We start from the raw sequence: 22,054 nt of genomic DNA, 5'->3' as shown, positions 1-22,054 counted from the left end.
TCCCGCATCCGGCTGGCGGATTCAGCCGCCTCCCCTCCGTCACCCGATGTAACGAGATGCCGGACGCACTGCCGAAAGTCGGCGTCGAACAACTGCAGGTGGGCATGTTCGTATCGCTGGACATGCCCTGGCTCGACCACCCCTTCCTGGTCAACTCCTTCCGCATCAGCAGCGAGAAGCAGCTGCGGGCATTGCGCGAACTCGGTCTGCCCCGCATCGCGTACGACCCCGCGCGCTCGGCGGTCGGGCCACGCGAATGCGAAAGCGCCCCGCCCGTGCCTCCTGCAGCCGCACCCCAGCCCGCGGACGAGCACCGCATCGAGGCCAAGCGCCGCGAAGCGACACGCATGGCCGAACAGCGCGAGCTCATCCGCAGCTGCGAGAAGGCCTACGGGGAATGCGTCGACTCGACGAAGAACCTGATCGCCGACCTCATGCGCGAACCGGCGGCGGCCACCGCACTGGCCGGCGCCATGGTCGGGGAGCTCGTGTCGACCTTCCTCGACGACCCCGGTGCGACCGTGATGCTGGTCGCCTCGCGCAAGCGCGACGATGCCACGCACCAGCACGCGCTCAACGTGATGATCCTGACGATGATCCTCGCGAAAGCGCTGGGGCTGAAGCGCGAAGTCTTCGAAGCCGCCGGCATGGGCGCGCTGCTGCACGACATCGGCGCCAAGCGCATCAACCCCATCGTGTTGCGCACCAAGGAACGCAGCCGCCCGGAGGAATCCCTCTATCGCATGCATTGCGAGTACGGGCTGCAGATCGTCGGCAAGCACGTCTCGCCCTCGGTGTGCGCAATCATCCGCGAGCATCACGAATGCGTGGATGGCAGCGGTTTTCCCGCCGGCCGCAAGGGCCCGGACATCAATCCGCTCGCGCGCATGGTCGCAATCGCGAACCGCTACGACAACCTGTGCAATCCGCATTCGCTGGCGGAAGCCATGACGCCCGCCGAAGCGCTGTCGCAGATGTTCGCGCGCGAGTCGGCGCATTTCGATGCCTTCATGCTGTCGACCTTCATCAAGGAGCTCGGGGTGTATCCGCCCGGCTCCTTCGTGCGCCTGTCGGCCGGCTCGATCGCCATCGTCGTCGCGGTCACGCGCGGCAACACGCTCAAGCCGACGGTGCTGGTATACGAACCGGGCGTGCCGCGCCGCGACGCGCTGGTGCTCAACCTGGCCGACTCCGACGAGGTCGTGATCGACGCGGTGCTCAAGCCGCGCGCGCTGCCGCGCGAAATCGTCGATTACCTCAACCCGCGCATGAACCTCGCGTACTTCGCGCAGCGCGCGCACGGCTGACGCGGGACACGACTTTTAAGCCGGCAAGTCATTACGTGATCTCAGATTGAGTGTCGCCCGGTGACTCCCTCCCCTTCAAGGGGGTGAGGCAGGGGTTTCGCGGAGCGTAGCTCCGTGCCTGCGGAACGGCGGAGCGAAGCGAAGACTCCCGGGTTGGGGTGGGGATGGGGGGACTCCGGAGCGTCTGCAAGAAACCCATCCCCATCCTGTCCTTCCCCTTGAAGGGGAAGGAACCTGCTAGTCGTACCTTGCGAACTCCAAGCATGAGGAGGCTCTCGCGCCGGGCGATGGACATGTCTCATCAAGAGCGCACCACTACACTAGCGGACGCTGATTTCCACGCTGTCGAAGCGGCCCGCGTCGTCCATCGCCGTGATCCGGTACGGGCCGGCCACGGGAAACTTGTGCAGCAATGAGCGTCCCGCCGCGACGCGCCCGACCTGCACGCCGTTCACGAGCCAAGTGAGGCTGTCCTGCCCGCCACGTGCCTCCAGCCGCAGTTCGGGCGCCGGGCCGGTGCCCGCGCGGCGTATGGTTTCCCCGTCGCTGACGCCGACGATCTTCAGTCCCGCCTCGGGAGCGACTGCGTCCTTGCACGTGGGCGCCCACGCGGGCGGCAGCGCGTGCCGACGGGTTGCGGCATCCAGCCAGGGCTCGAGCGCGGCGGGCCAGCGCGCCATCTCGACGGCGCGCATCTCGCCCGGCGCGCAGGCGGCACGCACGCGCAGGCCGATGTCCGCGTCGCGGTGATCCGTGTAGCGTGCCGCGCCGCCGCGCAGGCGGTCGGGAAAGGTCGGCGGCGCGGCGTCGTTGAGGATCCATGCGGTGCGCTGCTCGTGGCACAGCCCGGGCGGCAGTTCGTCGCCGCGGGTGCCCAGCGGCCAGCAGATCTTCGCCTGCGATACGCCCTCTGGCGGGAAGCGTGGCCCGGGCTGCGCGCCGTCGACCGCGGCAAACACGTCGATCAGCAGCGGCGCGGCGATGTTCGCGCCGAAGAAGCCGGGGTTGGGCGTGCCGTCGGGCCGGCCGACCCACACGCCCACCGTCAGGCGGTCGCTGACGCCGACCGACCACGCGTCGCGGAAGCCGAAGCTCGTGCCGGTCTTGAAGGCGATGCCCCGCCGCACGCCGACGCCGCCTTCGACCGCGCGCGCGAGCGGCCCGCCCGATTCGAGGATGTCGCGCACGATGAAGGCCGCGCCCGCGCTCATCATGCGGGCCTCCTCGAGCGGCGCCTCCCGCGTGTAGCGCGGCCGGGCGGCGATGCCGCCGCGCGCGAACGATGAATAGGCCCCGACCAGGTTCTCCAGGCTCGTCGCGGCGCCGCCCAGGATGACGCTGAGGTTGGGCGCCGCGCCGCGCGGCAGCTCCAGCCGGAGGCCGCCGCGGCGCAGCTGGGCGACGAAGCGCTGCGGCCCGAGACGGTCCAGCACCTCCACGGCCGGCACGTTCAGCGATTTCTGCAGCGCGTGCGACACGCTCACCGGGCCGCTGAAGTTTGCCTGGAAGTTGCCCGGCTGGTAGCCCGAGAAGGACTGCGGCACGTCGGCCAGCAGCGATTCCGAATGGATCAGGCCTTCGTCGAGCGCCAGCCCGTAGAGGAAGGGCTTCAGCGTCGAGCCCGGCGAGCGTGCCGCGCGCACCATGTCCACGTGCGCGAAGCGGCTCTCGTCGCCGAAGTCGGCGGAACCGGCGTAGGCGAGCACTTCCAGCGTCGTGCTGTCGACGACCAGCGCGGCCATCGACACGCGGGGGGGCAGCACCGACAGCCGCGACGCGAGGAGCTGTTCGACCATGCCCTGCATGCCCGCGTCCAGCGTGGTCTCCAAGCGCGGCCGGCGGGGATGCTCGCGGCGCACGCGTTCGGCGAACAGCGGCGCGAGCAGCGGTTCGCGCACCGTCTGCGCGATCACCGGCTCCTCGCGTGCGTCGCGCACGCGTTCCGCCCCCCAGTACGTCGTCATGCGCGCCAGCACCTTGTCGCGTGCAGCCCGTGCGCGCTCGGGGTAGCGGTCCGGACGCAGCAGCGACGGGGCCTGCGGCAGCACCGTCAGCAGCGCGGCCTCGGCTTCCGTGAGGCGCGCCGCGGGCTTGCCGAGATAGGCGCGGCTGGCCGCCTCGACCCCCTCCAGCACGCCGCCCATCGGCGCGTAGCCGAGGTAGAGCTCGAGGATCTCGCGCTTGGACAGGCGCAATTCCAGCTGCAGCGCGCGCACCATCTGACGCAGCTTGCCGCGCAGCGTGTGCGGGGTCGGATCGAGGATGCGCGCGACCTGCATGGTCAGCGTGGAGCCGCCCGACACGACGCGGCCGCTCATCGCCCACTGCCCCGCGGCGCGCAGCAGCGCGAGCGGATTCACGCCGGGATGCCAGCGGAAGAAGCGGTCCTCGTAGGCGATCAGCGCCTCGACGTAGCGCGGCGACACCTCGTCGGCGCGGACGGGATGGCGCCAGATGTGCGTGCGGTCGGGAAAGGCGCGCAAGGGCGTGCCGTCGCGCGCCAGCACCACCTGGGCATGCGGCGCTGCGCGCCCCGGCAGGGGTGGCGGGAAGAGCTGGTCGGCGACAAGCAGCAGCGCCAGCACCGCGGCGAGCGCGAGGCGCATGCGGCGGCTCATTGCCCGCCGTCGGCCCCGTCGCTGCTTCCGCCACGACTTCCCTCGGTGATCTGCAGCGTTTCATCGCCTCCGGCGATGCCATAGATGTGCGGCTGGTACATGTCCTCGGCGTAGGTCGGCGGCACGACGAAGCGTCCCGGCGTGACGACGCGCACGCGGTAGAAGAAGTTCATCTCGCCGCGCAGTTTCGCGGCGACGACGAAGCGGTCGTCGCGGAACTCGACGTGCTGGATCGCGGCGTCCTGCATTGCCTGGCGCGGATCGATGCCGGCGATGCTGATCGCCGACTGCTCGCCCTGCACGATGTTGGCGTTCTCGATCTCGACGCCTGCCGGCACGTAGTCGACGACCAGGCCGTTGCTGTGGCGGCCGGTGGTGAGCACGCGCAGGCGCACGATCAGCGTCTCGCCGACGCGCAGCGGCCGCTTGCCGAGCGGCTGTCCGTCCGGCGTGTACCACTCGCGCCTGAGGTCGAAGGCATCGCGCCGTGCCGCGGGCATCGTCGCGGGGTTGCCCGCGAGATTGAGTTCGGCGAAGAGCCTTTCCTGATGGGTGTTGGTGAGGCGCACGCCGCCGGCGACGTCCTCGGCGGACAGCGACAGGAACTGCGTGCCCTTGCCGCCGATCGCCTGCGTCCTGCCGGCGCTGGCGGTGTCGGCCGTCCAGCTGCCGCCTTCTCCGGTGACGAAACTGCGCCCGAGCAGGAACAGCGCGAGCTTCTCCTGGGTGCTGTGGTAATGGCGGCCGTGGTCCAGCTCGGCGGCGACGAGGTTCACGAGGTTCTCGCGGCCTTCCGGCCTGAGCCCGTGCTTCTCGAGCAGCACGTACATCAGTGCCCAGTCGCGCAGCTTGCTGCCGTAGTCGCCCCACCAGTAATTGTCCGGACGGTTCTTGCGGATGCCGGCCTCGAGCGCGCTGGTCGCGCGTGCCTCGTCGCCCATCAGCTTCAGCGCGATGCCGAGCTGCACCAGCCCGAGTCCGGAATGCGCCGCGTCCTGCGATTCATGCAATTGCCGCAGCGTCGCGAGTGGCGCCTTGCCCTGGCGCGCGAGCACGTAGGCGCCGTAGGCGAGCACCGCGAAGCGGCCCGATCCGGCGTAGCGGTGGTCGGTCCACACCGAATCCGCGCTGTATTTCACCGCTTCGCGCGGCAGGCCGGCGATGCCTTCCTGCAGGCCCTTCAACAGGAACTCGACGGCACGCTTTTCCATCTCGGCCGGGACGTTGAAGCCCTGCTCGCGCGCGTCGAGCAGGAAGTTCGTGACGTAGGCCGACAGCCAGTACTCGTAGTTGCCGACGTTGCCCCACAGGCTGAAGCCGCCGTTCGGCGCCTGCATCCCCGCGAGCCGCCCGATCGCCTTCTCCAGCATCTCGGCGCGCTGGGCCTGCGTGTAGGGCTTGAGGCCGAACTGCTTCGCGGCGGTGTCGTCGATGAACACGTGCGGGTAGGCGGTGCTGGTCGTCTGCTCCGCGCAGCCGTAGGGGTAGGTCAGCAGGCCGCGCACCGCGCTGCGCACGTCGATCGGCGCCTTGTCGGACACTGCCAGCGTCGCCACGACGCTGGACTTCAGGAATCCGCCCAGCTCGGCGTCGCGCACTTCCACTGTTTCGCCCGGCGCGAGCACGACGCGCTTCAGCACCGACTGGCGCGGCGTCGGCGCCTGCACCTGCAGCGGGAAGCTGCGGTCTAGTTTCACCGCCTCGCTCTCGACATGCACGCGCACCTCGGTGAGTCCCAGCGCCGTCCCCGCTTCGATGGGGATGCGCAGGATGCGCTTCTGCTGATCCTTGAGCGCGACCCGCTGCTCGCCGACCCCGATGGCGAGGCCGTCGCCGTTGGTCACGCTGATGCGCACGTCCTGGGTGGCGCCGGAGAGGTTCTGCACGTCCATCGCGAGCACGGCGCTGTCGCCGACCGACAGGAAGCGCGGCGTCGCGAGTTCGACGACGAGCGGCGCCGCCACGACGACCTCGGCCTCCTGCATGCCGAAGCGCTCGCCGCTGGTCGCGACGGCCATCAGCCGCAGGCTGCCGTTGAAGTCCGGCACCGGCAGCGAGATCTCGGCCTCGCCCTTGTCGTCGAGCGCCACCGGACCGCTGAAGAGATCGACCAGGCGCACCTTCTTCGGCAGGCTCTTGGTCGGCTTGGGCGCGGCGTCGCCGCCGAACTTGAGCCGTCCCTTGTCGCCGGCCATCTTCTCGATCAGGCGCCCGTACACGTCGTGCGCGTCGGCGCCGTAGCGCAGCCTGGCGAAGAAGAAGGCGAACGGGTCGGGGCTCTTGAAGGCGGTGATGTTGAGGATGCCGGCATCGACCGCGGACAGCGTGACCATCGCCTTCTGGCCCCTGGCTTCCGGCACCTTCACGCGCACCTTCAGCGGCTGCTCGGGTTTCATCTTCTGCGGCGCTTCGAGCGCCACGTCGAGCCTGCGCTGGCTGCGGTCGAGCGGCAGGTGGATCAGACCCAGCGCGCGTGCCGGCGTGATCATCTCGCCGCTGCTGCCCGGGCGCAGCATCATCACCGACACGTACAGGTCGTGGCGTTTCCAGTCCTTGTCGACGGGGATGTCGATCGTCGTGCCGTCGGCGCCGATCGACAGGCGGCGCACCCACAGTGCCTTGTCGCCTTCGACGGTGACCAGCGCCTCGCCGGCGTGCGGCGGCGTGATCGTCAGGTGCGCCGTCTCACCGTCCGCGTAGCCCGACTTGTCCAGTTTCAGCGCGACGAGGTCCGGGCGCACGCCCTGGGTTTCGTCGTCCTGTGCATTCCAGCCGGCGTAGAAGCGGTAGCGTGCGGTCTGCTGCGTTTCCGGGTCGAACACTTCGAGCCGGTAGCGGCCGTACTTGACCGGCAGCGCGAGCTTGCCGCGGCCGCCGGCGGGCATGGAAACCTGCGTGGTCGAGACCAGTTCGTCGGTCTCCGTAAAGCCTGAGTTCCAGCCGCGCTGGTCGTCGAAGCGCCAGTAGTAGTTGCGGTTCTCGCGGAACAGCCGCACTGGCAGCGCGGTGCCCGCCTTGAGGGTGCCGGCGATATCGGTCCGCACCACTTCGAACTCCGCCGCGGCGCCTTCGCGCGCGTAGGCGCCGACGAACATCGGTCGCACGCCGACCAGCACCGGCGCGGGCCAATGCACGCGCTCGATGCTGCGGATGACCGGACGGCCGCCGCTCTCGAGCAGACCGATGGTGGCGCGTACGGTGAAGGGCGAGCGCCGCCCCGCGACCGCCTCGAGATCCACGGCTATGTTCGTCTTGCCGGCGTCGTCGAGTGTGTTCTCCGACAGTTCGGTGCGCGACTTGACCGTGTCCTCGTCGGCATCGCCAAACACGAAGCCGGGCAGTTTCTGCGCCAGCGGATTGCGGTTGCGCTCGGTGTTGACGACGCCGACCAGGCTGTTGCCCGCAGCGGGGGCGCCGTACAGGTAACGCCCGCTCACGTCGATGCGCCAGCTCGCGTCGTCGGCGAGGATTTCCGCGCTGCTCGTGAGCTCGAGCTTCATCCGTTCCGGTAGGAATTCCTCGACGCCGAAGCGCATCACCGCCGCGGCCGTGCTCGCCGCCGGGTCGGTGCGCAGCTCGAGCGCCCACGAGCCGGTTGCCGCGTCGACCGGCAGTTCGATCGCCTGCGTGTAGTAGCCGGGGTCGAGTTCCACCGGCTTCCACGTCCGCGTCCATTGCAGCTTGCCGTCCGGCCGGCGCAGCGCGGCCTGGATGGGTTGCGGCGGCACGACGCGGCCGTCGGCATCGCGTGCGATCACCGACACGTCGAAGCGCTCGCCCGGGCGGTACAGGTTGCGTCCGCTGTAGGCGAACAGGCGCACCGGGACGAAGGGCGTGCCGGCGACGTCGAATTCGCCGAGGTCGAGCGCCGGCTCCTTCAGGGCGATCAGCGACAGGTGCCCGTCCTTGCGTGCAGTGAGCACGCGTGCGCCCTTCGGGCGTTCGGCGAAGTGCGCGCGCCCGTCACCGTCGGTCTCGCCGCGCGCCAGGGTCTTGCCTTCGCCGTCGATCCAGCTCAGCTCGGCGCCGCTCACGGCCTTGCCGCTGGCCAGCGAACTCACCCAGGCATCGGCGCCGGCGGCGTACTGGCGCACGTGCAGGCCGAGATCGCTGACGTAGAAGTAGGTGGTCTGGAACTCGTGGCGGAAGCGGTTCGGCTGCGACATCACCGCGACGTACACGCCCGGTTCGCGCAGCGCGGGGATGTCCTCGACGGGAATGAAGGTCACGCGGCGGCGGTCGGGCTTCTGTTCGGTGACGAAGCGGCCGATGAAGGCGCTGGTCGTGAGGCGGTGCAGCTGGTCGAGCTGCCAGCCGTCGACGGCCCCCTTGAGCCGCGTGCGCGAATCGCCGTAGTAGTAGGCTTCCTCGTCGTAGGACTCGCCGTCCTCGGTGTTGGCGGAGGCATCGCGGGTCGCCTGGCCGGCCACGACCTGGTCGAGGAATTCGGACAGGCGCTCCGGCTTGACCTTGAGGAACTGGATGTCGACCTCGGGCACGTTCACCGTCGTGACCGGCAGGCCGCCGTTCTGCCCCGCGGGAAGGACCATGCCGCGGCTGGCGAAGTAGAACGCCGGGGCGACCGTGCCCATGCGGATCGAGAAGCGTGCTTCGGCGTCGAGCGTGCTGCCGTTCTTCGCCGGCAGGCCGGCCATCACGCGCACGACGTAGCGGGTCTGCGGCTTGACGTGGGGGAAGAACAGCAGCCGCGGGTTTTCGCCGACGACCCAGGCGCCGGCGACCGGCTTGCCGCCCTCGGTCGCCGTGTCGGCCGCATCGCGGCTACTCGCGTTGCTGACCGCGGTGGTTGTGCTGCCGTCTTCCTCGTCTTCATACTGTACGCCCGCCGACGAGCCTTCCGCGGCGTGGCCGGGCGACGGCATCTCCAGCACCTGCAGGAACTTGTCGTGATCGCCGCGGGCGTCGAGCGGCAGGCTGAACGACAGGGCGAGGGCCGGCGAGCCGTCGAGTTCGCGCGGGGCGCCGTCCACGAGTTCGAAGGGTACGTTGTCGGCTTCGCTCTCTTCGCCCGTCCGGTCGCGCGTGGCGAAGAAGTAGCCGCCGAGCGCCGCCACCAGAACGATGACGAGCGCGACCGGCGCAATGCCGACGCCCCTGGATCCCGCCTTTCCGAACCGCATGCCATTCCCCCGTTATATGCGGACAGAATTGTAACCGAGGAGCGCGGGAAGTTCTCCGGGCCGGACTGGCTCACCCGGGTAATCGCGAGATCCGCTGGACCGGGCGTCCCGTGGGAGCGGCTTCAGCCGCGAAGCAGCGGTGTTGCGGAGTGAATCGCCGATTCGCGGCTGAAGCCGCTCCCACGGTCAGACTGCTGAACGCCTGGCGGACATCGATACAGCCTTGCCGCGCTTATGCCGGGCGCAGCGCGTCGAGCGCCTGTTCCAGCGATTTCACGCTGCGTTCGACCGCGTGCAGCTTGTCGAGGCCGAACAGGCCGATGCGGAAGCTGCGGAAATCGGCCGGCTCGTCGCATTGCAGCGGCACGCCGGCGGCGGTCTGCAGGCCCTGGGCGATGAACTTGCGCCCCGACTGGATCTCGGGGTCGTCCGTGTAGCACACGACCACCCCCGGCGCCTCGAAGCCCGGTGCCGCGACGCTGGGGAAGCCGCGTGCGGCGAGCAAGGCGCGCACGCGCCGGCCCAACTCCTGCTGTTCCGCCTTCACCTTGTCGAAGCCGTAGGCCTCGGTCTCCAGCATCACGTCGCGCAGCGCCGTCAGCGCGTCGGTCGGCATCGTCGCGTGGTAGGCGTGGCCGCCCTTCTCGTAGGTCTCCATGATCTGCAGCCACTTCTTCAGGTCGCACGAGAAGCTGGTGCTTGTGGTCGCCTCGATGCGCTCGCGTGCGCGTTCGCCCAGCATCACCAGGGCGCAGCACGGTGGCGCGCTCCAGCCCTTCTGCGGCGCGCTGATGAGGATGTCGACACCGCTCGCGGCCATGTCCACCCAGATCGTGCCGGAGGCGATGCAGTCGAGCACGAACAGGCCGCCGACCTCATGCACGGCGTCGGCGACCGCGCGCACGTAGTCGTCCGGCAGCATCATCCCCGACGCGGTCTCCACGTGCGGAGCGAACACCAGATCGGGCTTGTGTGCGCGAATCGTCGCGACGACCTCGGCGACCGGCGCCGGCGCGAACGGCGCCTGCGTTCCGGCGGAGAGCTGCCGCGCCCTCAGCACCGTGCATTCGGACGGGATGGCGCCCATGTCGAAGATCTGCGTCCAGCGATAGCTGAACCAGCCGTTGCGGATCACCAGGCATTTCTTCCCGGTCGCGAACTGGCGCGCGACCGCCTCCATGCCGAAGGTGCCGCTGCCCGGCACGATGACTGCCGCATGGGCGCCATAGACCTTCTTCAGCACGCGCGAGATGTCGCGCATCACGCCCTGGAAGCGCTGCGACATGTGGTTGAGCGCGCGGTCGGTATACACGACCGAATATTCGAGCAGACCTTCGGGATCGGGTTGGGGCAGCAGGCTCGGCATGTTCTTGTGGCTCCACAGAAGATGAATCCGACATGGCTGTCCAGCTTAGCACGTGGTGCGGCTCGCAGCGCCTGGCGTTCAGGGCGGGCAGGGGGCACTGTTGAGGTATTGTGCGCATTCCGCGTCCGTCAGGCCGGCGGCGACCCGCTCGCGCAGCGCCGCCGCCACTTGCGCCGCGTCGAGGGGATGGAAATGCACGCGCCGATCGCTGCCGCCGGTCGCGAGCACGCGTCCGTCGGGCGAGAAGGCCAGCGCATGCACGGGACCATCCTGCGGCGGCAGCACCAGGCGCTGCGAGCCGTTCGCGACTTCCCAGATGCGCGCGCTGCGGTCGCGTGCGGCCGTCGCGAGCAGGCGCCCGTCGGGGCTGAATGCGAGCGCATCGATCGCGCCTGCATGTCCCGCCAGGCTGCGCACCGGCTTTCCGGCCGTCAGCCCCCACAGGCGCACCACGCGGTCGCTGCCGCCGGTCGCCAGCAGCGAGCCGTCAGGGCTCAGCGCAAGGTCGAGGATCTCGTCGCCGCGTTGCTGCAGGGTGCGCTGCCGTTTGCCGTCGGCGGCATTCCATTCCGCGAGCGCCCCGTCGGCTGCGGCCGTCAGCACGCTGCGCCCATCGCGGCTGAAGATCACGCGGTTCAACGGCGCGGTGCCGGTGCGCAGCCACAGGCGCCGCGTACCGCTGACGGCATCCCACACGCCGACCATCCCGTCGTGTCCGGCGGTGACGACGCTGCGTCCGTCGCTGCTGAAGGCGATGTCATTCACGCGTCCCGCATGCCCGAGAAGCGTCAGCGGCGGCCGTTCGCTGGCGGCGTCCCAAAGCATTGCAGCGCCGTCGGCTTGCGCGGCGGCGATGCGGCTGCCGTCCGGGCTCCATGCGACGCGCGCCGTCGTGCCGGCCGGCCCGGCGAACCGGTGCAGGATCCGCCCGCTCGCGAGCTCCCACACCGCGGCATCCGTGCCGGCCGCAGCCGTCGCCAGCCGTTTGCCGTCGGGACTGAAGGCGAGGCTGCGGATCGCGCCCTCGTGGCCGAAGGCGAGGTTCCACAGCTTCACGCTGCCGTCGATGCCGGTCGTCGCGAGCGTCGTCCCGGCCGCGTCGAAAGCGAGGTCGGTAACCGGATTGCCGTCGCCGGCGAAAGGGGCGCGCGGCGGGCATTCCCCGCCCGGGCGCGTACAGCCTGCCACGTCCCACAGCAGCGCCGAGCCGTCGTAGTCACCGGTCGCCAGCAGGCTGCCGTCCGGGCTGAAGGCAGCGGCACGGATCGCGCCGGGCTGTTCGGCCAGCGCGCGCACCGCTGTGCCGTTGGTGACGTCCCACAGGCGTGCCCGGCGGTCCTCGCCCGCGCTCGCCAGCCAGCGCCCGTCCGGGCTGAACGCGAGCACGAGGACCGTCCCGGCATGGCCGTCGAGCACGTGCAGAGCCCGTCCGCTCAGGAGATCCCAGATGCGCAGCGAGGCATCGGTACCGGCGGTCGCCAGATGCCGTCCATCCGGGCTGAATGCCACCGCGTGCACCTGCCCCTTGTGGCCGGAGAGGTTGGCGAGCAAGCCGCCCGTGTCGGCGTCCCACAGCCGCACGACCGGGCTCTGCCCCACCGTCGCGACGATCTCGCCGTCCGGGCCGAACGCGACGCCATGCAAAGGTTCCGGCTGTCGCGGCAGCTCGCGCAGGCGTTCGCCGCGCCCGACGTCCCACAGGACGATGCGACCGTCCTCGCCCACCGATGCGAGCGTCTGTCCGGCGGGATCGAGGGCGAGGTCGCGGACTTCGCCCTCGTGTCCGCGCAGCTCGGGGGACGCCGAGCCGTCGACGGCATTCCCGAGGCGTACCGTGCCATCCTGCCCGGCCGACGCGATCAGCGACCCGTCCGGGCTGAAGGCGATCGCATTGATGCGGCCCGCGTGCCCGCGCAGGGTCAGGCGCAGCCGGTTTGCGTCCAGGTTGCGGCGCGCCGCGTCCTCGGCCTGGGCGCGCAGGAAAGGTGCGGTCTCCGCGGTGCGCCGCAGCGCCGCAAGAGCCGCGCGCGCGGCGAGATCCGGGTCGGAGTCGACATGGCGCACGGCCGTGGCGACCAACTGCAGCGACAGCGCCACTTCGGCTTGCTGGCGGCGCTGCAGTTCGGCCACCTGCCGTGCGACCAGCGCCGCGATTGCCGCAATGGCCAGCAGGAAGGCGAGGATGCCCAGTCCGATCGCGCGCCGCCGCATGCGCCGCGCGATGACGGAGGGATCCGCGGTGAGGGCATGGCCGGCGGTGCTGCCCTCGTCGCAGCTTCTTGCCGGACGCTCGTCCGTCAGCAGTTCCGCGATCATGCCGTCAGCAGATGATGCCACCACCGTCCTCCTCGCCGATTCGCCGCGAGGCGCGCCGCCAGGCGATCTGGCGCCTCCCCGCCGCTGAACTATATTTGAAGCACGCTCCCGTTCGAAGGAGTTCGGTCACGTGTGCCCCGACAACCATACATCGCGTCCGGCGCGTCGATCCACTGCCGCGTCCGCGACGCCCGCGCGCGGATGAAGCGCGCGTCCCCGCGCGGCTGCGCCCCCCGGGCGACTGTCCCCAGAATGCCGCGGACATTGGGACAGTGCCGGTTACAATGTGTAAATCCGTCCGAGCGCAAGCCCGCACGGAGACTCGGGTTGATCCCTATGCCCGCGAGCCCCGCCATGCCTTACGATGGGCGTGGGCGGCCGTCACCCGCCGCGCTGCTCACGCCTCACCGGGCAAAAGAGCCGTCCTCCGCATTTCCGAACCAACACAATTGGAGTCCGTTCATGCGCAAGTCCCTCACCGCCCTCGCCCTGTGCCTCTCCGTCGCCGTCCTCGCCGCTCCCGCCCACGCCCAGCTCACCGGCACACTGCAGAAGATCAAGGATTCGGGCGCGATCACGATCGGCCACCGCGAATCCTCGGTGCCCTTCTCCTACCTCGACGCCAACCAGAAGCCCGTCGGCTACGCGATGGACCTGTGCGCCAAGGTCATCGATGCGATCAAGGCCGAGCTGAAGATGCCCAGCCTGCAGGTGAATTACCAGGCGGTGACCTCGCAGAACCGCATTCCGCTGATGCAGAACGGCACCATCGACCTCGAGTGCGGCTCCACCACCAACAGCGTCGCGCGCCAGCAGCAGGTCGGCTTCTCGGTGGCCTACTTCGTCACCAGCGTGCGCATGGCCGTGCGCAAGGATTCCGGCGTCAAGGACATCGGCGACCTCAACGGCAAGCCGGTCGTCACCACCACGGGGACGACGTCCGACCAGCTCATCAAGATGAACGAGAAGGGCAAGACCATCGACGTCAGGAACATCTACGGCAAGGACCACGCCGACTCCTTCCTGATGGTCGAGAGCGCCCGCGCCGCCGCCTTCGTCATGGATGACATCCTGCTCGCCGGCCTGATCGCCAGCTCCAAGAATCCCGCGATGTTCGAGATCGTCGGTCCCTCGCTGCGTGACGAACCCTATGCGGTCATGATGCGCAAGGACGACGCACCGATCAAGGCGATAGTCGACAAGACGCTCACCGGCCTGATGAAGTCCGGCGAGGCCGAGAAGCTGTACGCCAAGTGGTTCATGAACCCGATCCCGCCGCGCAACGTGAACCTCAACTTCCCGATGAGCGCGGCGGTGAAGGCTGCGTTCCAGAACCCGACCGACAAGGGCGTCGAATAAGCGGCCCGCGCGCGGCGGCCGGAGACGGCCGCCGCGACCCGACATCCGACAAACCCGGCGCCCGCGCGCCGCCCAGGGAGGGGAGTTCGCATGAACTACCATTGGGACTGGATGTTCTTCTTCCAGGAGACCGACGACGGTCTCAAGTACTACGACTGGATCCTGTCCGGCCTCGGCTGGACCACCTTCGTTTCGCTCGCCTCGCTCGCCGTCGCGCTGATCCTCGGTTCGGCCCTCGGCGTCATGCGCACGACGCCGAAGCGCTGGCTCGTCGGCCTCGGCGACGCCTACGTCGACCTCTTCCGCAACGTCCCGCTGATCGTCCAGCTCTTCATGTGGTTCTTCGTCGTGCCCGAGCTGGTGCCCGAAAAGCTTGGCCTGTGGATGAAGCAGGACCTGCCCTATTTCGTCATCGCCATCGTCGGCCTGGGCCTGTACACCGCGGCGCGCATCGCCGAGCAGGTCAAGGCGGGCATCAACTCGCTGTCGCGCGGCCAGCGCTTTGCCGGCCTCGCGCTCGGCTTCACCGAGTGGCAGACCTACCGCTACGTGCGCCTGCCGATGGCCTATCGCATCGTGCTGCCGGCGCTCACGTCGGAGGCGATGAACATCTTCAAGAACTCGGCCGTGACCTACGCGGTCGGCATCCTCGAGCTCTACTTCCAGTACAAGCAGATCATCGAGAAGACCTCGCAGGTGCTCGAGATCACCATCGTCGTCACGATGGCCTACTTCATCCTCGCCTTCGTCATGAACCGCATCCTCGCCTTCGTCGAGGCCCGCACGCGAGTGCCCGGCCTCATCGTCGGCCAGAAGGGAGGCAAGTGATCATGAGCGACTTCGACTTCTCGGTCATCACGCAGAACTGGGCCTTCCTCGCCGAAGGCCTGCGCTACACGCTGCAGGTCACCGTCACCGCGATGATCGGCGGCATCCTAATCGGCACCGTGCTCGCGCTGATGCGCCTGTCCTCGATCGCGCCGCTGCAATGGTTCGCCGCCGGCTACGTCAACGTCTTCCGCAGCGTGCCGCTGGTGCAGGTAATCCTCGCCTTCTACCTGATCATCCCGCTCGTGTTGCAGATGATCACCGGCAAATCGACGCCGATAGGCGCCGCCAACTCGGCCTATTTCACCTTCACGATCTTCGAGGCCGCGTACTACTCGGAAATCATGCGCTCGGGCATCCAGTCCATCCCCAAGGGCCAGATTGCCGCGGGTTACGCGCTCGGCTTCACCTACGGCCAGACGATGCGCCACGTCGTGTTGCCGCAGGCCTTCCGCAACATGCTGCCGGTGTTGCTCACGCAGACCATCATCCTGTTCCAGGACGTGTCGCTCGTGTATGCGATCGGCGCGACCGACTTCTTCGGCGCCGCCGACAAGATCACGCAGCGCGACCTGCGCCCGGTCGAGATGTACACCACCGTCGCCGTCGTCTATTTCGTCATCTGCTTCACGCTCTCGCGCCTCGTGAAGCGGCTGCAGTCGCGCATCGCCATCATCCGCTAAGTAACGGAGCCACCAACGATGATCGAGATCAAGAACGTTTCGAAGTGGTACGGCAGCTTCCAGGTGCTGACCGACTGCACGACCCAGGTCGGCAAGAGTGAGGTGGTGGTGGTGTGCGGCCCCTCGGGATCGGGTAAATCGACGCTGATCAAGTGCGTCAATGCGCTCGAACCCTTCCAGCAGGGCAGCATCGTCGTCAATGGCATCGCGGTCGAGGATCCGAAGACCGACCTGCCCAAGCTGCGCGCCAAGGTCGGCATGGTGTTCCAGAACTTCGAGCTCTTCCCGCACATGACGATCACCGACAACCTCGCGATCGCGCAGATCAAGGTGCTCGGCCGCGGCAGGGAGGAGGCGGTCGACAAGGGTCTCAAGCTCCTCGACCGCGTCGGCCTCAAGAATCAGGCGGCGAAGTTTCCCGGCCAGCTCTCGGGGGGGCAGCAGCAGCGTGTCGCGATCGCCCGCGCGCTCGCGATGGACCCGATCTGCATGCTGTTCGACGAACCGACCTCGGCGCTAGACCCCGAGATGATCAACGAGGTGCTCGACGTCATGGTCCAGCTCGCCCAGGAGGGCATGACGATGATGTGCGTCACGCACGAGATGGGCTTCGCGCGCAAGGTCGCCAACCGCGTGATCTTCATGGACCGTGGTGCCATCGTCGAGGACGCCGCAAAGGAAGATTTCTTCGGCCAGCCGCGTTCCGAACGCGCGCAGACCTTCCTCGCGAAGATCCTCAATCACTGAGGCATCGGGGCGCGCCGCGCCCCGATGATCACACCTTCTTAAGGTAGCAGGCCTTCAGCATGAAGTTGCCGGCGTCCATCCTGCAGTCGACTTCATGGTCGCCGCCGACGAGACGGATGCTCTTCACCTTGGTGCCGACCTTCAGCGTGATCGACGAACCCTTCACCTTCAGGTCCTTGATCAGCACCACCGAGTCGCCGTTCTGCAGCACGTTGCCGTTGGCATCCTTGACGAGCGCCTCGCCCTCATCCGCGGGTGCTGCGGCCTCGGCCATCGGCCATTCGTAGCCGCAGTCGGCGCACACGTAGTTCGCACCGTCGGGGTAGGTGTTCTCGAGGGTGCATTGGGGGCAGGACGGGATGTCGGACATGGAGTGCTCGCTGGGCGCTGGCGCGAAAAGTCCCGGAGTATCCCCAACGCCGGCAGGGTTGGCAACGTCGGCGTGTGCCGCCATGCCGGTGGCGAACCGCGGGAAGACTCGCTAATATGACGTGCGTATCGCGGTGCCCGCCGTCCCTGTCGCGCCAGATCGCGAGGTCATGCCGGGCGCCGCGCAAACGGATGGGGTGACGGGAAGCATGGGCGTGCGGGCGATCGCGGCGGGATGTCGTGGGGTACTGAAGCTGGGGGCGGCGGGGCTGATCCTCGGTCTGCATTGCGCGAGCGCCGTTGCGCTCGAACGCGACATCGACCCGGCCTACCGCCTGTCCGCGGAGGCGCCCGGCACCGCCGTCGAGCGCGCAAGGCTGGGCGGTGGCGAGGAATGCAGCCGGCACCGCGCGGAATTCCGCGGCGGCCCCCCCGACGAGCAGCAGCGCGCCCAGACGCGCGAAGTGCTCGCCTATCAGGGGCTGGTCGAGGAAGCCCTCGCCATGCGGGCGCGTTCCATCCGCCTGCTCGACGAGCTGCGCGACAAGATCGCGCATCGTCAGGCGCTTTCCGGTCGCGACCTGCTGCGTCTCAACCAGGGCGCCGTGGCCATGCTCGAACAGCGCGCCGCGCTCTACCGGATCAGCCTCGCGCACGAATGCTGGCTCGACGAGCCCGTCCCCGACGACCCGCAGGCCGCGCGCCGCCAGGCCACCGGCATCGCGATGTCGCTGTCGGCGGCGCTCGTGCTGTACGACAACTACCTCTCCGTGATCTCCCTGTATCGCTCCGATCCGGTCCTGCGCCAGCACCTCAACCGCGCCGACAGCGGCTTTGCGCTCCCCGGTGGCGAACTGAACAGGATCGCCGCGTCCTTCGCATCGCCCGAGAACCGCAGTCGCGTGCGTCGGGCCCTGATGTGGCTGGAGGAGCACGCACCCGCGGGTGCGCTGGAAGAAGAGAACGGCGACGAGGCCTTCCGCTACCTCGCCCAGCTTATCGACCAAAGCCCCTCGCGCAACGTCGTCCGCCACGTCCGACCGCTCGAATTCGTCGGCAACATGCTCGGCATGTTCTCCACGCTTGGCGCCGACGCCTTCGCCGGCCTGAGCAAGGACGGCGTGCACGTCTCCAGCCTGCTGTTCGGCAATGCGGTCGGTCTCGTCGAGAGCCGCCGCGGCAAGCTCGATGCGCGTCCGTCGGTGCTGGCGAAAGTCGCCGCCACCGCGCGGGCCGGCGACATCCTGCTCGAAAAGACGCCGTTCCGCCTCACCGACGCCTTCATTCCCGGGCACTGGGGCCACGTCGCCGTGTGGGTCGGCAGCGAAGCCGAGCTGCGCGAGCTCGGCGTCTGGGACCATCCCGTCGTGCGTCCGCTGCAGGAGAAGATACGGGCCGGTCGGGGCGTCGTCGAGGCCCTGCGCTCGGGCGTCGAGATGAACACGCTCGCGCACTTCCTCAACGTCGACGACCTCGCGCTGCTGCGTCAGGACGAGCTCTCCCACGCCCAGCGCGCCGAAATCGTCCTGCAGGCGCTGCGTCAGGTGGGCAAGGGCTACGACTTCAATTTCGATGTCGAGTCGACGAACCGGATCGTCTGTTCCGAACTGGTCTATCACAGCTACCTGCATCTCGACTGGCCCACCGAGCGACGCCTGGGGCGCGTCACGATCAGCCCCGACAACGTCGCCGTGCGGGCCGTGGGCGGCGGCCCCCTCGACGTCGCCCTGCTCTACCGCGACGGCGAGGAGGTCGAGTCCGGGCGGGCCGACGCGATGGCCCGGCTCGTGCAGGCGCAGGTGGTCAGGCTCGCCCGCCGCTGAGCACCTACGGGTGGCGATGGCGCGAATGTGTCACGCAAGTTGCTGTTTGTGCGTAGGTTTTTCGTGAAACATTTTCGCGGAACACTAGGCTTTCGCACCGCAACAGCGTAAAATCGCGCGTCCTTCGCTTCATCTGCGCCGGGGTGCGCCATGCTCTATCCCTCCCGTTTCGATGTCATCGTTGTCGGTGGTGGCCATGCCGGCACCGAGGCCGCGCTTGCGTCCGCCCGCATGGGCGCGAAAACCCTGCTGCTCACGCACAACATCGAGACCCTCGGCCAGATGAGCTGCAACCCCTCGATCGGCGGCATCGGCAAGGGCCACCTGGTCAAGGAGGTCGACGCCCTCGGCGGCGCGATGGCCGCCGCCACCGACGAGGGCGGCATCCAGTTCCGCATCCTCAACGCCTCGAAAGGCCCGGCCGTGCGCGCCACCCGCGCCCAGGCCGATCGCGTGCTCTACAAGGCCGCGATCCGTCGCCGCCTCGAGAACCAGCCCAACCTGTGGCTGTTCCAGCAGGCCGTCGACGACATCACCGTCGTCGGCGATCGCGTCACCGGCGTCGTCACGCAGATCGGCCTCGCCTTCGAGGCCCCCGCCGTCGTCCTCACCGCCGGCACCTTCCTCAACGGCCTCGTGCACGTCGGCCTCGAGCACTACTCCGCCGGCCGCGCCGGCGATCCCCCGGCGATCTCGCTCGGCCGGCGCCTCAAGGAACTCAAGCTCCCGCAGGGGCGCCTCAAGACCGGCACGCCGCCGCGCCTCGACGCCCGCACGATAGACTTCTCGGTGATGCAGGAGCAGCCCGGCGACGACCCGGTGCCCGTGTTCAGCTTCCTCGGCTCGGCCGCGCAGCACCCGCGCCAGCTCCCGTGCTGGATCACGCACACCAACGAGCGCACGCACGACATCATCCGCGCCAACCTCGACCGCTCGCCGATGTACTCCGGCGTCATCGAGGGTGTCGGCCCGCGCTACTGCCCCTCGATCGAGGACAAGATCCACCGCTTCGCCGACAAGGACAGCCACAACATCTTCCTCGAGCCCGAGGGCCTGGACACGCACGAGATCTACCCCAACGGCATCTCGACGTCCCTGCCCTTCGATGTCCAGCTCGCCGTCGTGCGCTCGATCCGCGGCCTCGAAAACGCCCACATCCTGCGTCCCGGCTACGCCATCGAATACGACTACTTCGACCCGCGCAACCTCAAGAGCAGCCTCGAGACCAAGACCTTCCACGGCCTCTTCTTCGCCGGCCAGATCAACGGCACCACCGGCTACGAGGAAGCGGCCGCGCAGGGGCTGCTGGCCGGTGCCAACGCCGCGCTGCAGGTGCAGGGACGCGAAGCCTGGTGCCCGCGCCGCGACGAAGCCTACCTAGGCGTGCTCGTCGACGACCTCATTACCCGCGGCGTCGCCGAGCCCTATCGCATGTTCACGTCGCGCGCCGAATACCGCCTGTCCCTGCGCGAAGACAATGCCGACCTGCGCCTGACCGAGAAGGGCCGCGAGCTTGGCCTCGTCGACGACGTCCGCTGGGAGGCCTTCTGCCGCAAGCGTGAGGCGATCGAACGCGAAACGGCACGCCTGAAAGCCACCTGGGCGGTTCCCGACCGCGTTCCTGCTGCGGACGCCGAGCGCGTCGTCGGCAAGGCGCTCGAACGCGAATACCGCTTCTTCGAACTGCTGCGCCGTCCGAACACCCGTTATGCGGACCTCATGACGCTGCCCGGCGCGCCGGAGGATCCGGAAACCGACCCGCAGGTCATCGAGCAGCTCGAGATCGCCGCCAAGTACCAGGGCTACATCGACCGCCAGCAGGACGAGGTCGCCAAGCAGCTGCAGGCCGAATCGACCCGCCTGCCCGCCGGGCTCGACTACGCCGAGGTGCGCGGCCTGTCCAAGGAAGTGCAGCAGAAGCTCAATCTGCACAAACCCGAAACCATCGGCCAGGCCGGTCGCATCCAGGGCGTCACGCCCGCGGCGATCTCGCTGCTGCTGGTGTGGCTGAAGCGTCGCGAACTCGTCGCGCGCAGCCGCGGCACCGACGCGACACAGGCGAAATCCGCATGAGCGCCATCACCCTGGAACGCGGTCTTGCCGAAATGGGGATCGAGCTGCCGGCCGAGGTGCAGGCGAGGCTGCTGGACTTTGCCGCGCTGCTGCAGAAGTGGAACAAGGTCTACAACCTCACCTCGATCCGCGACGCCGGCCAGGTCATCACGCACCACCTGCTCGACTCGCTCGTGGTGCTGCCGTGTCTCGCTGGCATCGAACGCCTCGCCGACATCGGCTCCGGCGGCGGGCTTCCGGGCATCCCGCTCGCGATTGCGACGGCCGGACGCCAGCCTGCGCTCGCGATCAGCTCGATCGAGACCGTCAACAAGAAGGCCAGCTTCCAGCAGCAGGCGAAGATCGAGCTGGGCCTCGCGAACTTCACCGTCCTCAACGAGCGCGTCGAAAACGTCCGCCCGGAGCAGCCCTTCGACGCCGTTATCTCGCGCGCTTTCTCCGAGCTCGCCGATTTCGTCGGCCTCACGCAACACCTGCTGCGCCCCGGCGGTCGCTTCCTTGCCATGAAGGGCGTGTATCCTCGGGACGAAATCGCACGCCTTCCCGCCGCCTTCCGCGTCGTCGAGGCCGTGCCGCTGACGGTGCCCGGGCTGGGCGCCGACCGACACCTGATCATCGTGGAAAAGAGCTGAATGGCCCGAATCTTCTGTGTCGCCAACCAGAAAGGCGGCGTCGGCAAGACCACCACCTGCGTGAACCTCGCCGCCGCGCTGCAGCTCGCCGGCCAGCGCACCCTCCTCGTCGACCTCGACCCGCAGGGCAACGCGACGATGGGCAGCGGCATCGACAAGCGCGGACTCGAGAAATCCGTGTATCACGTCCTCGTCGGCCTCGCGACCCTCGACGAAGCCCGCGTAAGCTCCCCCACCGGCGGATATGACGTCCTCCCCGCCAACCGCGACCTCGCCGGTGCCGAAGTCGAGCTCGTCGATCTCGAACGGCGCGAGAACCGCCTGCGCGACGCCTTCCGGCAGTTCGACGCCGACTACGACTTCGTCCTCGTCGACTGCCCGCCCTCGCTGTCGATGCTGACGCTCAACGGCCTGTGCGCCGCGCACGGCGTCATCATCCCGATGCAGTGCGAGTACTACGCGCTCGAAGGCCTGTCCGACCTCGTCAATACGATCAAGAAGGTGCACGCCAACCTCAACCGCGACCTCAAGATCATCGGCCTGCTGCGCGTCATGTTCGATCCGCGCATGACTCTGCAGCAGCAGGTCTCGGCCCAGCTCGAGGAGCACTTCGGCGACAAGGTGTTCGATGCCATCGTGCCCCGCAACGTGCGCCTCGCCGAAGCACCCAGCCACGGCATGCCCGGTGTCGTATTCGACCGCGCGGCCAAGGGTGCGCAGGCCTATATGGCCTTCGCGAAGGAAATGATCGAACGCGTGAAGACGCTGTAACCCGATCCGAAATCAGGCAAA

General features: G+C 68.6%; 14 protein-coding genes. 9 read left to right on the top strand and 5 right to left on the bottom strand.

The window, feature by feature from the left end:
- Window positions 1–56: 56 nt before the first annotated feature.
- Complete coding sequence (locus GO615_RS03875) at window positions 57–1,307, top strand: HD-GYP domain-containing protein (RefSeq protein ID WP_169125732.1); 1,251 nt, start codon at window positions 57–59, stop codon at window positions 1,305–1,307.
- 320 nt (window positions 1,308–1,627) lie between these two features.
- Here GO615_RS03875 and pbpC read toward each other — a convergent pair whose 3' ends face one another.
- The 4 genes from pbpC to GO615_RS03855 all read right to left on the bottom strand — a co-directional run bounded on the left by pbpC (window position 1,628) and on the right by GO615_RS03855 (window position 12,769).
- Window positions 1,628–3,925, bottom strand: coding sequence for a penicillin-binding protein 1C (gene pbpC / locus GO615_RS03870; protein ID WP_169125731.1), 2,298 nt, complete (start codon window positions 3,923–3,925; stop codon window positions 1,628–1,630).
- Window positions 3,922–9,066, bottom strand: a complete 5,145-nt coding sequence (locus GO615_RS03865; protein WP_169125730.1) for an alpha-2-macroglobulin family protein — start codon at window positions 9,064–9,066, stop codon at window positions 3,922–3,924. Before GO615_RS03865 ends, pbpC begins: the two co-directional genes overlap by 4 nt.
- A 232-nt stretch (window positions 9,067–9,298) precedes the next feature.
- Window positions 9,299–10,432, bottom strand: a complete 1,134-nt coding sequence (locus GO615_RS03860) for an aminotransferase class V-fold PLP-dependent enzyme (protein WP_169125729.1) — start codon at window positions 10,430–10,432, stop codon at window positions 9,299–9,301.
- 78 nt (window positions 10,433–10,510) lie between these two features.
- Complete coding sequence (locus tag GO615_RS03855) at window positions 10,511–12,769, bottom strand: WD40 repeat domain-containing protein (protein ID WP_169125728.1); 2,259 nt, start codon at window positions 12,767–12,769, stop codon at window positions 10,511–10,513.
- A gap of 441 nt (window positions 12,770–13,210) precedes the next feature.
- Between GO615_RS03855 and GO615_RS03850 the strand changes: the two genes are divergently transcribed.
- From GO615_RS03850 to GO615_RS03835, 4 genes are all read left to right on the top strand, one after another.
- The gene (locus GO615_RS03850; protein ID WP_169125727.1) at window positions 13,211–14,107 is read left to right on the top strand and encodes a transporter substrate-binding domain-containing protein; all 897 of its coding nucleotides are present in this window, start codon (window positions 13,211–13,213) and stop codon (window positions 14,105–14,107) included.
- A 90-nt stretch (window positions 14,108–14,197) separates the two neighbouring features.
- Window positions 14,198–14,935, top strand: coding sequence for an amino acid ABC transporter permease (locus GO615_RS03845; RefSeq protein ID WP_169125726.1), 738 nt, complete (start codon window positions 14,198–14,200; stop codon window positions 14,933–14,935).
- A 2-nt stretch (window positions 14,936–14,937) separates the two neighbouring features.
- The gene (locus tag GO615_RS03840) at window positions 14,938–15,618 is read left to right on the top strand and encodes an amino acid ABC transporter permease (RefSeq protein ID WP_169125725.1); all 681 of its coding nucleotides are present in this window, start codon (window positions 14,938–14,940) and stop codon (window positions 15,616–15,618) included.
- A gap of 18 nt (window positions 15,619–15,636) precedes the next feature.
- The gene (locus GO615_RS03835) at window positions 15,637–16,365 is read left to right on the top strand and encodes an amino acid ABC transporter ATP-binding protein (RefSeq protein ID WP_169125724.1); all 729 of its coding nucleotides are present in this window, start codon (window positions 15,637–15,639) and stop codon (window positions 16,363–16,365) included.
- Window positions 16,366–16,393: 28 nt separating this feature from the next.
- On the opposite strand, the gene GO615_RS03830 is transcribed toward GO615_RS03835, so the two are convergent.
- On the bottom strand, window positions 16,394–16,735 hold the full coding sequence (locus tag GO615_RS03830; protein ID WP_169125723.1) for a zinc ribbon domain-containing protein YjdM: 342 nt from the start codon (window positions 16,733–16,735) through the stop codon (window positions 16,394–16,396).
- Window positions 16,736–16,931: 196 nt separating this feature from the next.
- On the opposite strand from GO615_RS03830, the gene GO615_RS29350 reads away from it, so the two are divergent.
- From GO615_RS29350 to GO615_RS03810, 4 genes are all read left to right on the top strand, one after another.
- Entirely contained in the window at window positions 16,932–18,557 is a 1,626-nt protein-coding gene (locus tag GO615_RS29350) for a YiiX/YebB-like N1pC/P60 family cysteine hydrolase (protein ID WP_169125722.1), read from the top strand.
- A gap of 150 nt (window positions 18,558–18,707) precedes the next feature.
- Window positions 18,708–20,630, top strand: coding sequence for a tRNA uridine-5-carboxymethylaminomethyl(34) synthesis enzyme MnmG (mnmG, locus tag GO615_RS03820; protein ID WP_169125721.1), 1,923 nt, complete (start codon window positions 18,708–18,710; stop codon window positions 20,628–20,630).
- Window positions 20,627–21,262 (top strand): 16S rRNA (guanine(527)-N(7))-methyltransferase RsmG, encoded by a 636-nt coding sequence (gene rsmG, locus GO615_RS03815; RefSeq protein WP_169125720.1) that lies wholly within the window; start codon window positions 20,627–20,629, stop codon window positions 21,260–21,262. The genes mnmG and rsmG overlap by 4 nt, the downstream gene beginning before the upstream one ends.
- Window positions 21,263–22,033, top strand: coding sequence for a ParA family protein (locus tag GO615_RS03810; RefSeq protein WP_169125719.1), 771 nt, complete (start codon window positions 21,263–21,265; stop codon window positions 22,031–22,033).
- Window positions 22,034–22,054 lie beyond the last annotated feature (21 nt).

The organism is Aromatoleum evansii (assembly GCF_012910805.1).
In the GTDB taxonomy this organism is placed as follows: Bacteria; Pseudomonadota; Gammaproteobacteria; order Burkholderiales; family Rhodocyclaceae; genus Aromatoleum; species Aromatoleum evansii.
This window is presented reverse-complemented; position numbering and strand designations above follow the sequence as displayed.

What these genes read in the sequence shown, in the direction of transcription:
- GO615_RS03875 (WP_169125732.1), top strand. Translation starts at nt 57, where the DNA reads ATGCCGGACGCACTGCCGAAAGTCGGCGTCGAACAACTGCAGGTGGGC.
- pbpC (WP_169125731.1), bottom strand. Translation starts at nt 3,925, where the DNA reads ATGAGCCGCCGCATGCGCCTCGCGCTCGCCGCGGTGCTGGCGCTGCTG.
- GO615_RS03865 (WP_169125730.1), bottom strand. Translation starts at nt 9,066, where the DNA reads ATGCGGTTCGGAAAGGCGGGATCCAGGGGCGTCGGCATTGCGCCGGTC.
- GO615_RS03860 (WP_169125729.1), bottom strand. Translation starts at nt 10,432, where the DNA reads ATGCCGAGCCTGCTGCCCCAACCCGATCCCGAAGGTCTGCTCGAATAT.
- GO615_RS03850 (WP_169125727.1), top strand. Translation starts at nt 13,211, where the DNA reads ATGCGCAAGTCCCTCACCGCCCTCGCCCTGTGCCTCTCCGTCGCCGTC.
- GO615_RS03845 (WP_169125726.1), top strand. Translation starts at nt 14,198, where the DNA reads ATGAACTACCATTGGGACTGGATGTTCTTCTTCCAGGAGACCGACGAC.
- GO615_RS03840 (WP_169125725.1), top strand. Translation starts at nt 14,938, where the DNA reads ATGAGCGACTTCGACTTCTCGGTCATCACGCAGAACTGGGCCTTCCTC.
- GO615_RS03835 (WP_169125724.1), top strand. Translation starts at nt 15,637, where the DNA reads ATGATCGAGATCAAGAACGTTTCGAAGTGGTACGGCAGCTTCCAGGTG.
- GO615_RS03830 (WP_169125723.1), bottom strand. Translation starts at nt 16,735, where the DNA reads ATGTCCGACATCCCGTCCTGCCCCCAATGCACCCTCGAGAACACCTAC.
- mnmG (WP_169125721.1), top strand. Translation starts at nt 18,708, where the DNA reads ATGCTCTATCCCTCCCGTTTCGATGTCATCGTTGTCGGTGGTGGCCAT.
- rsmG (WP_169125720.1), top strand. Translation starts at nt 20,627, where the DNA reads ATGAGCGCCATCACCCTGGAACGCGGTCTTGCCGAAATGGGGATCGAG.
- GO615_RS03810 (WP_169125719.1), top strand. Translation starts at nt 21,263, where the DNA reads ATGGCCCGAATCTTCTGTGTCGCCAACCAGAAAGGCGGCGTCGGCAAG.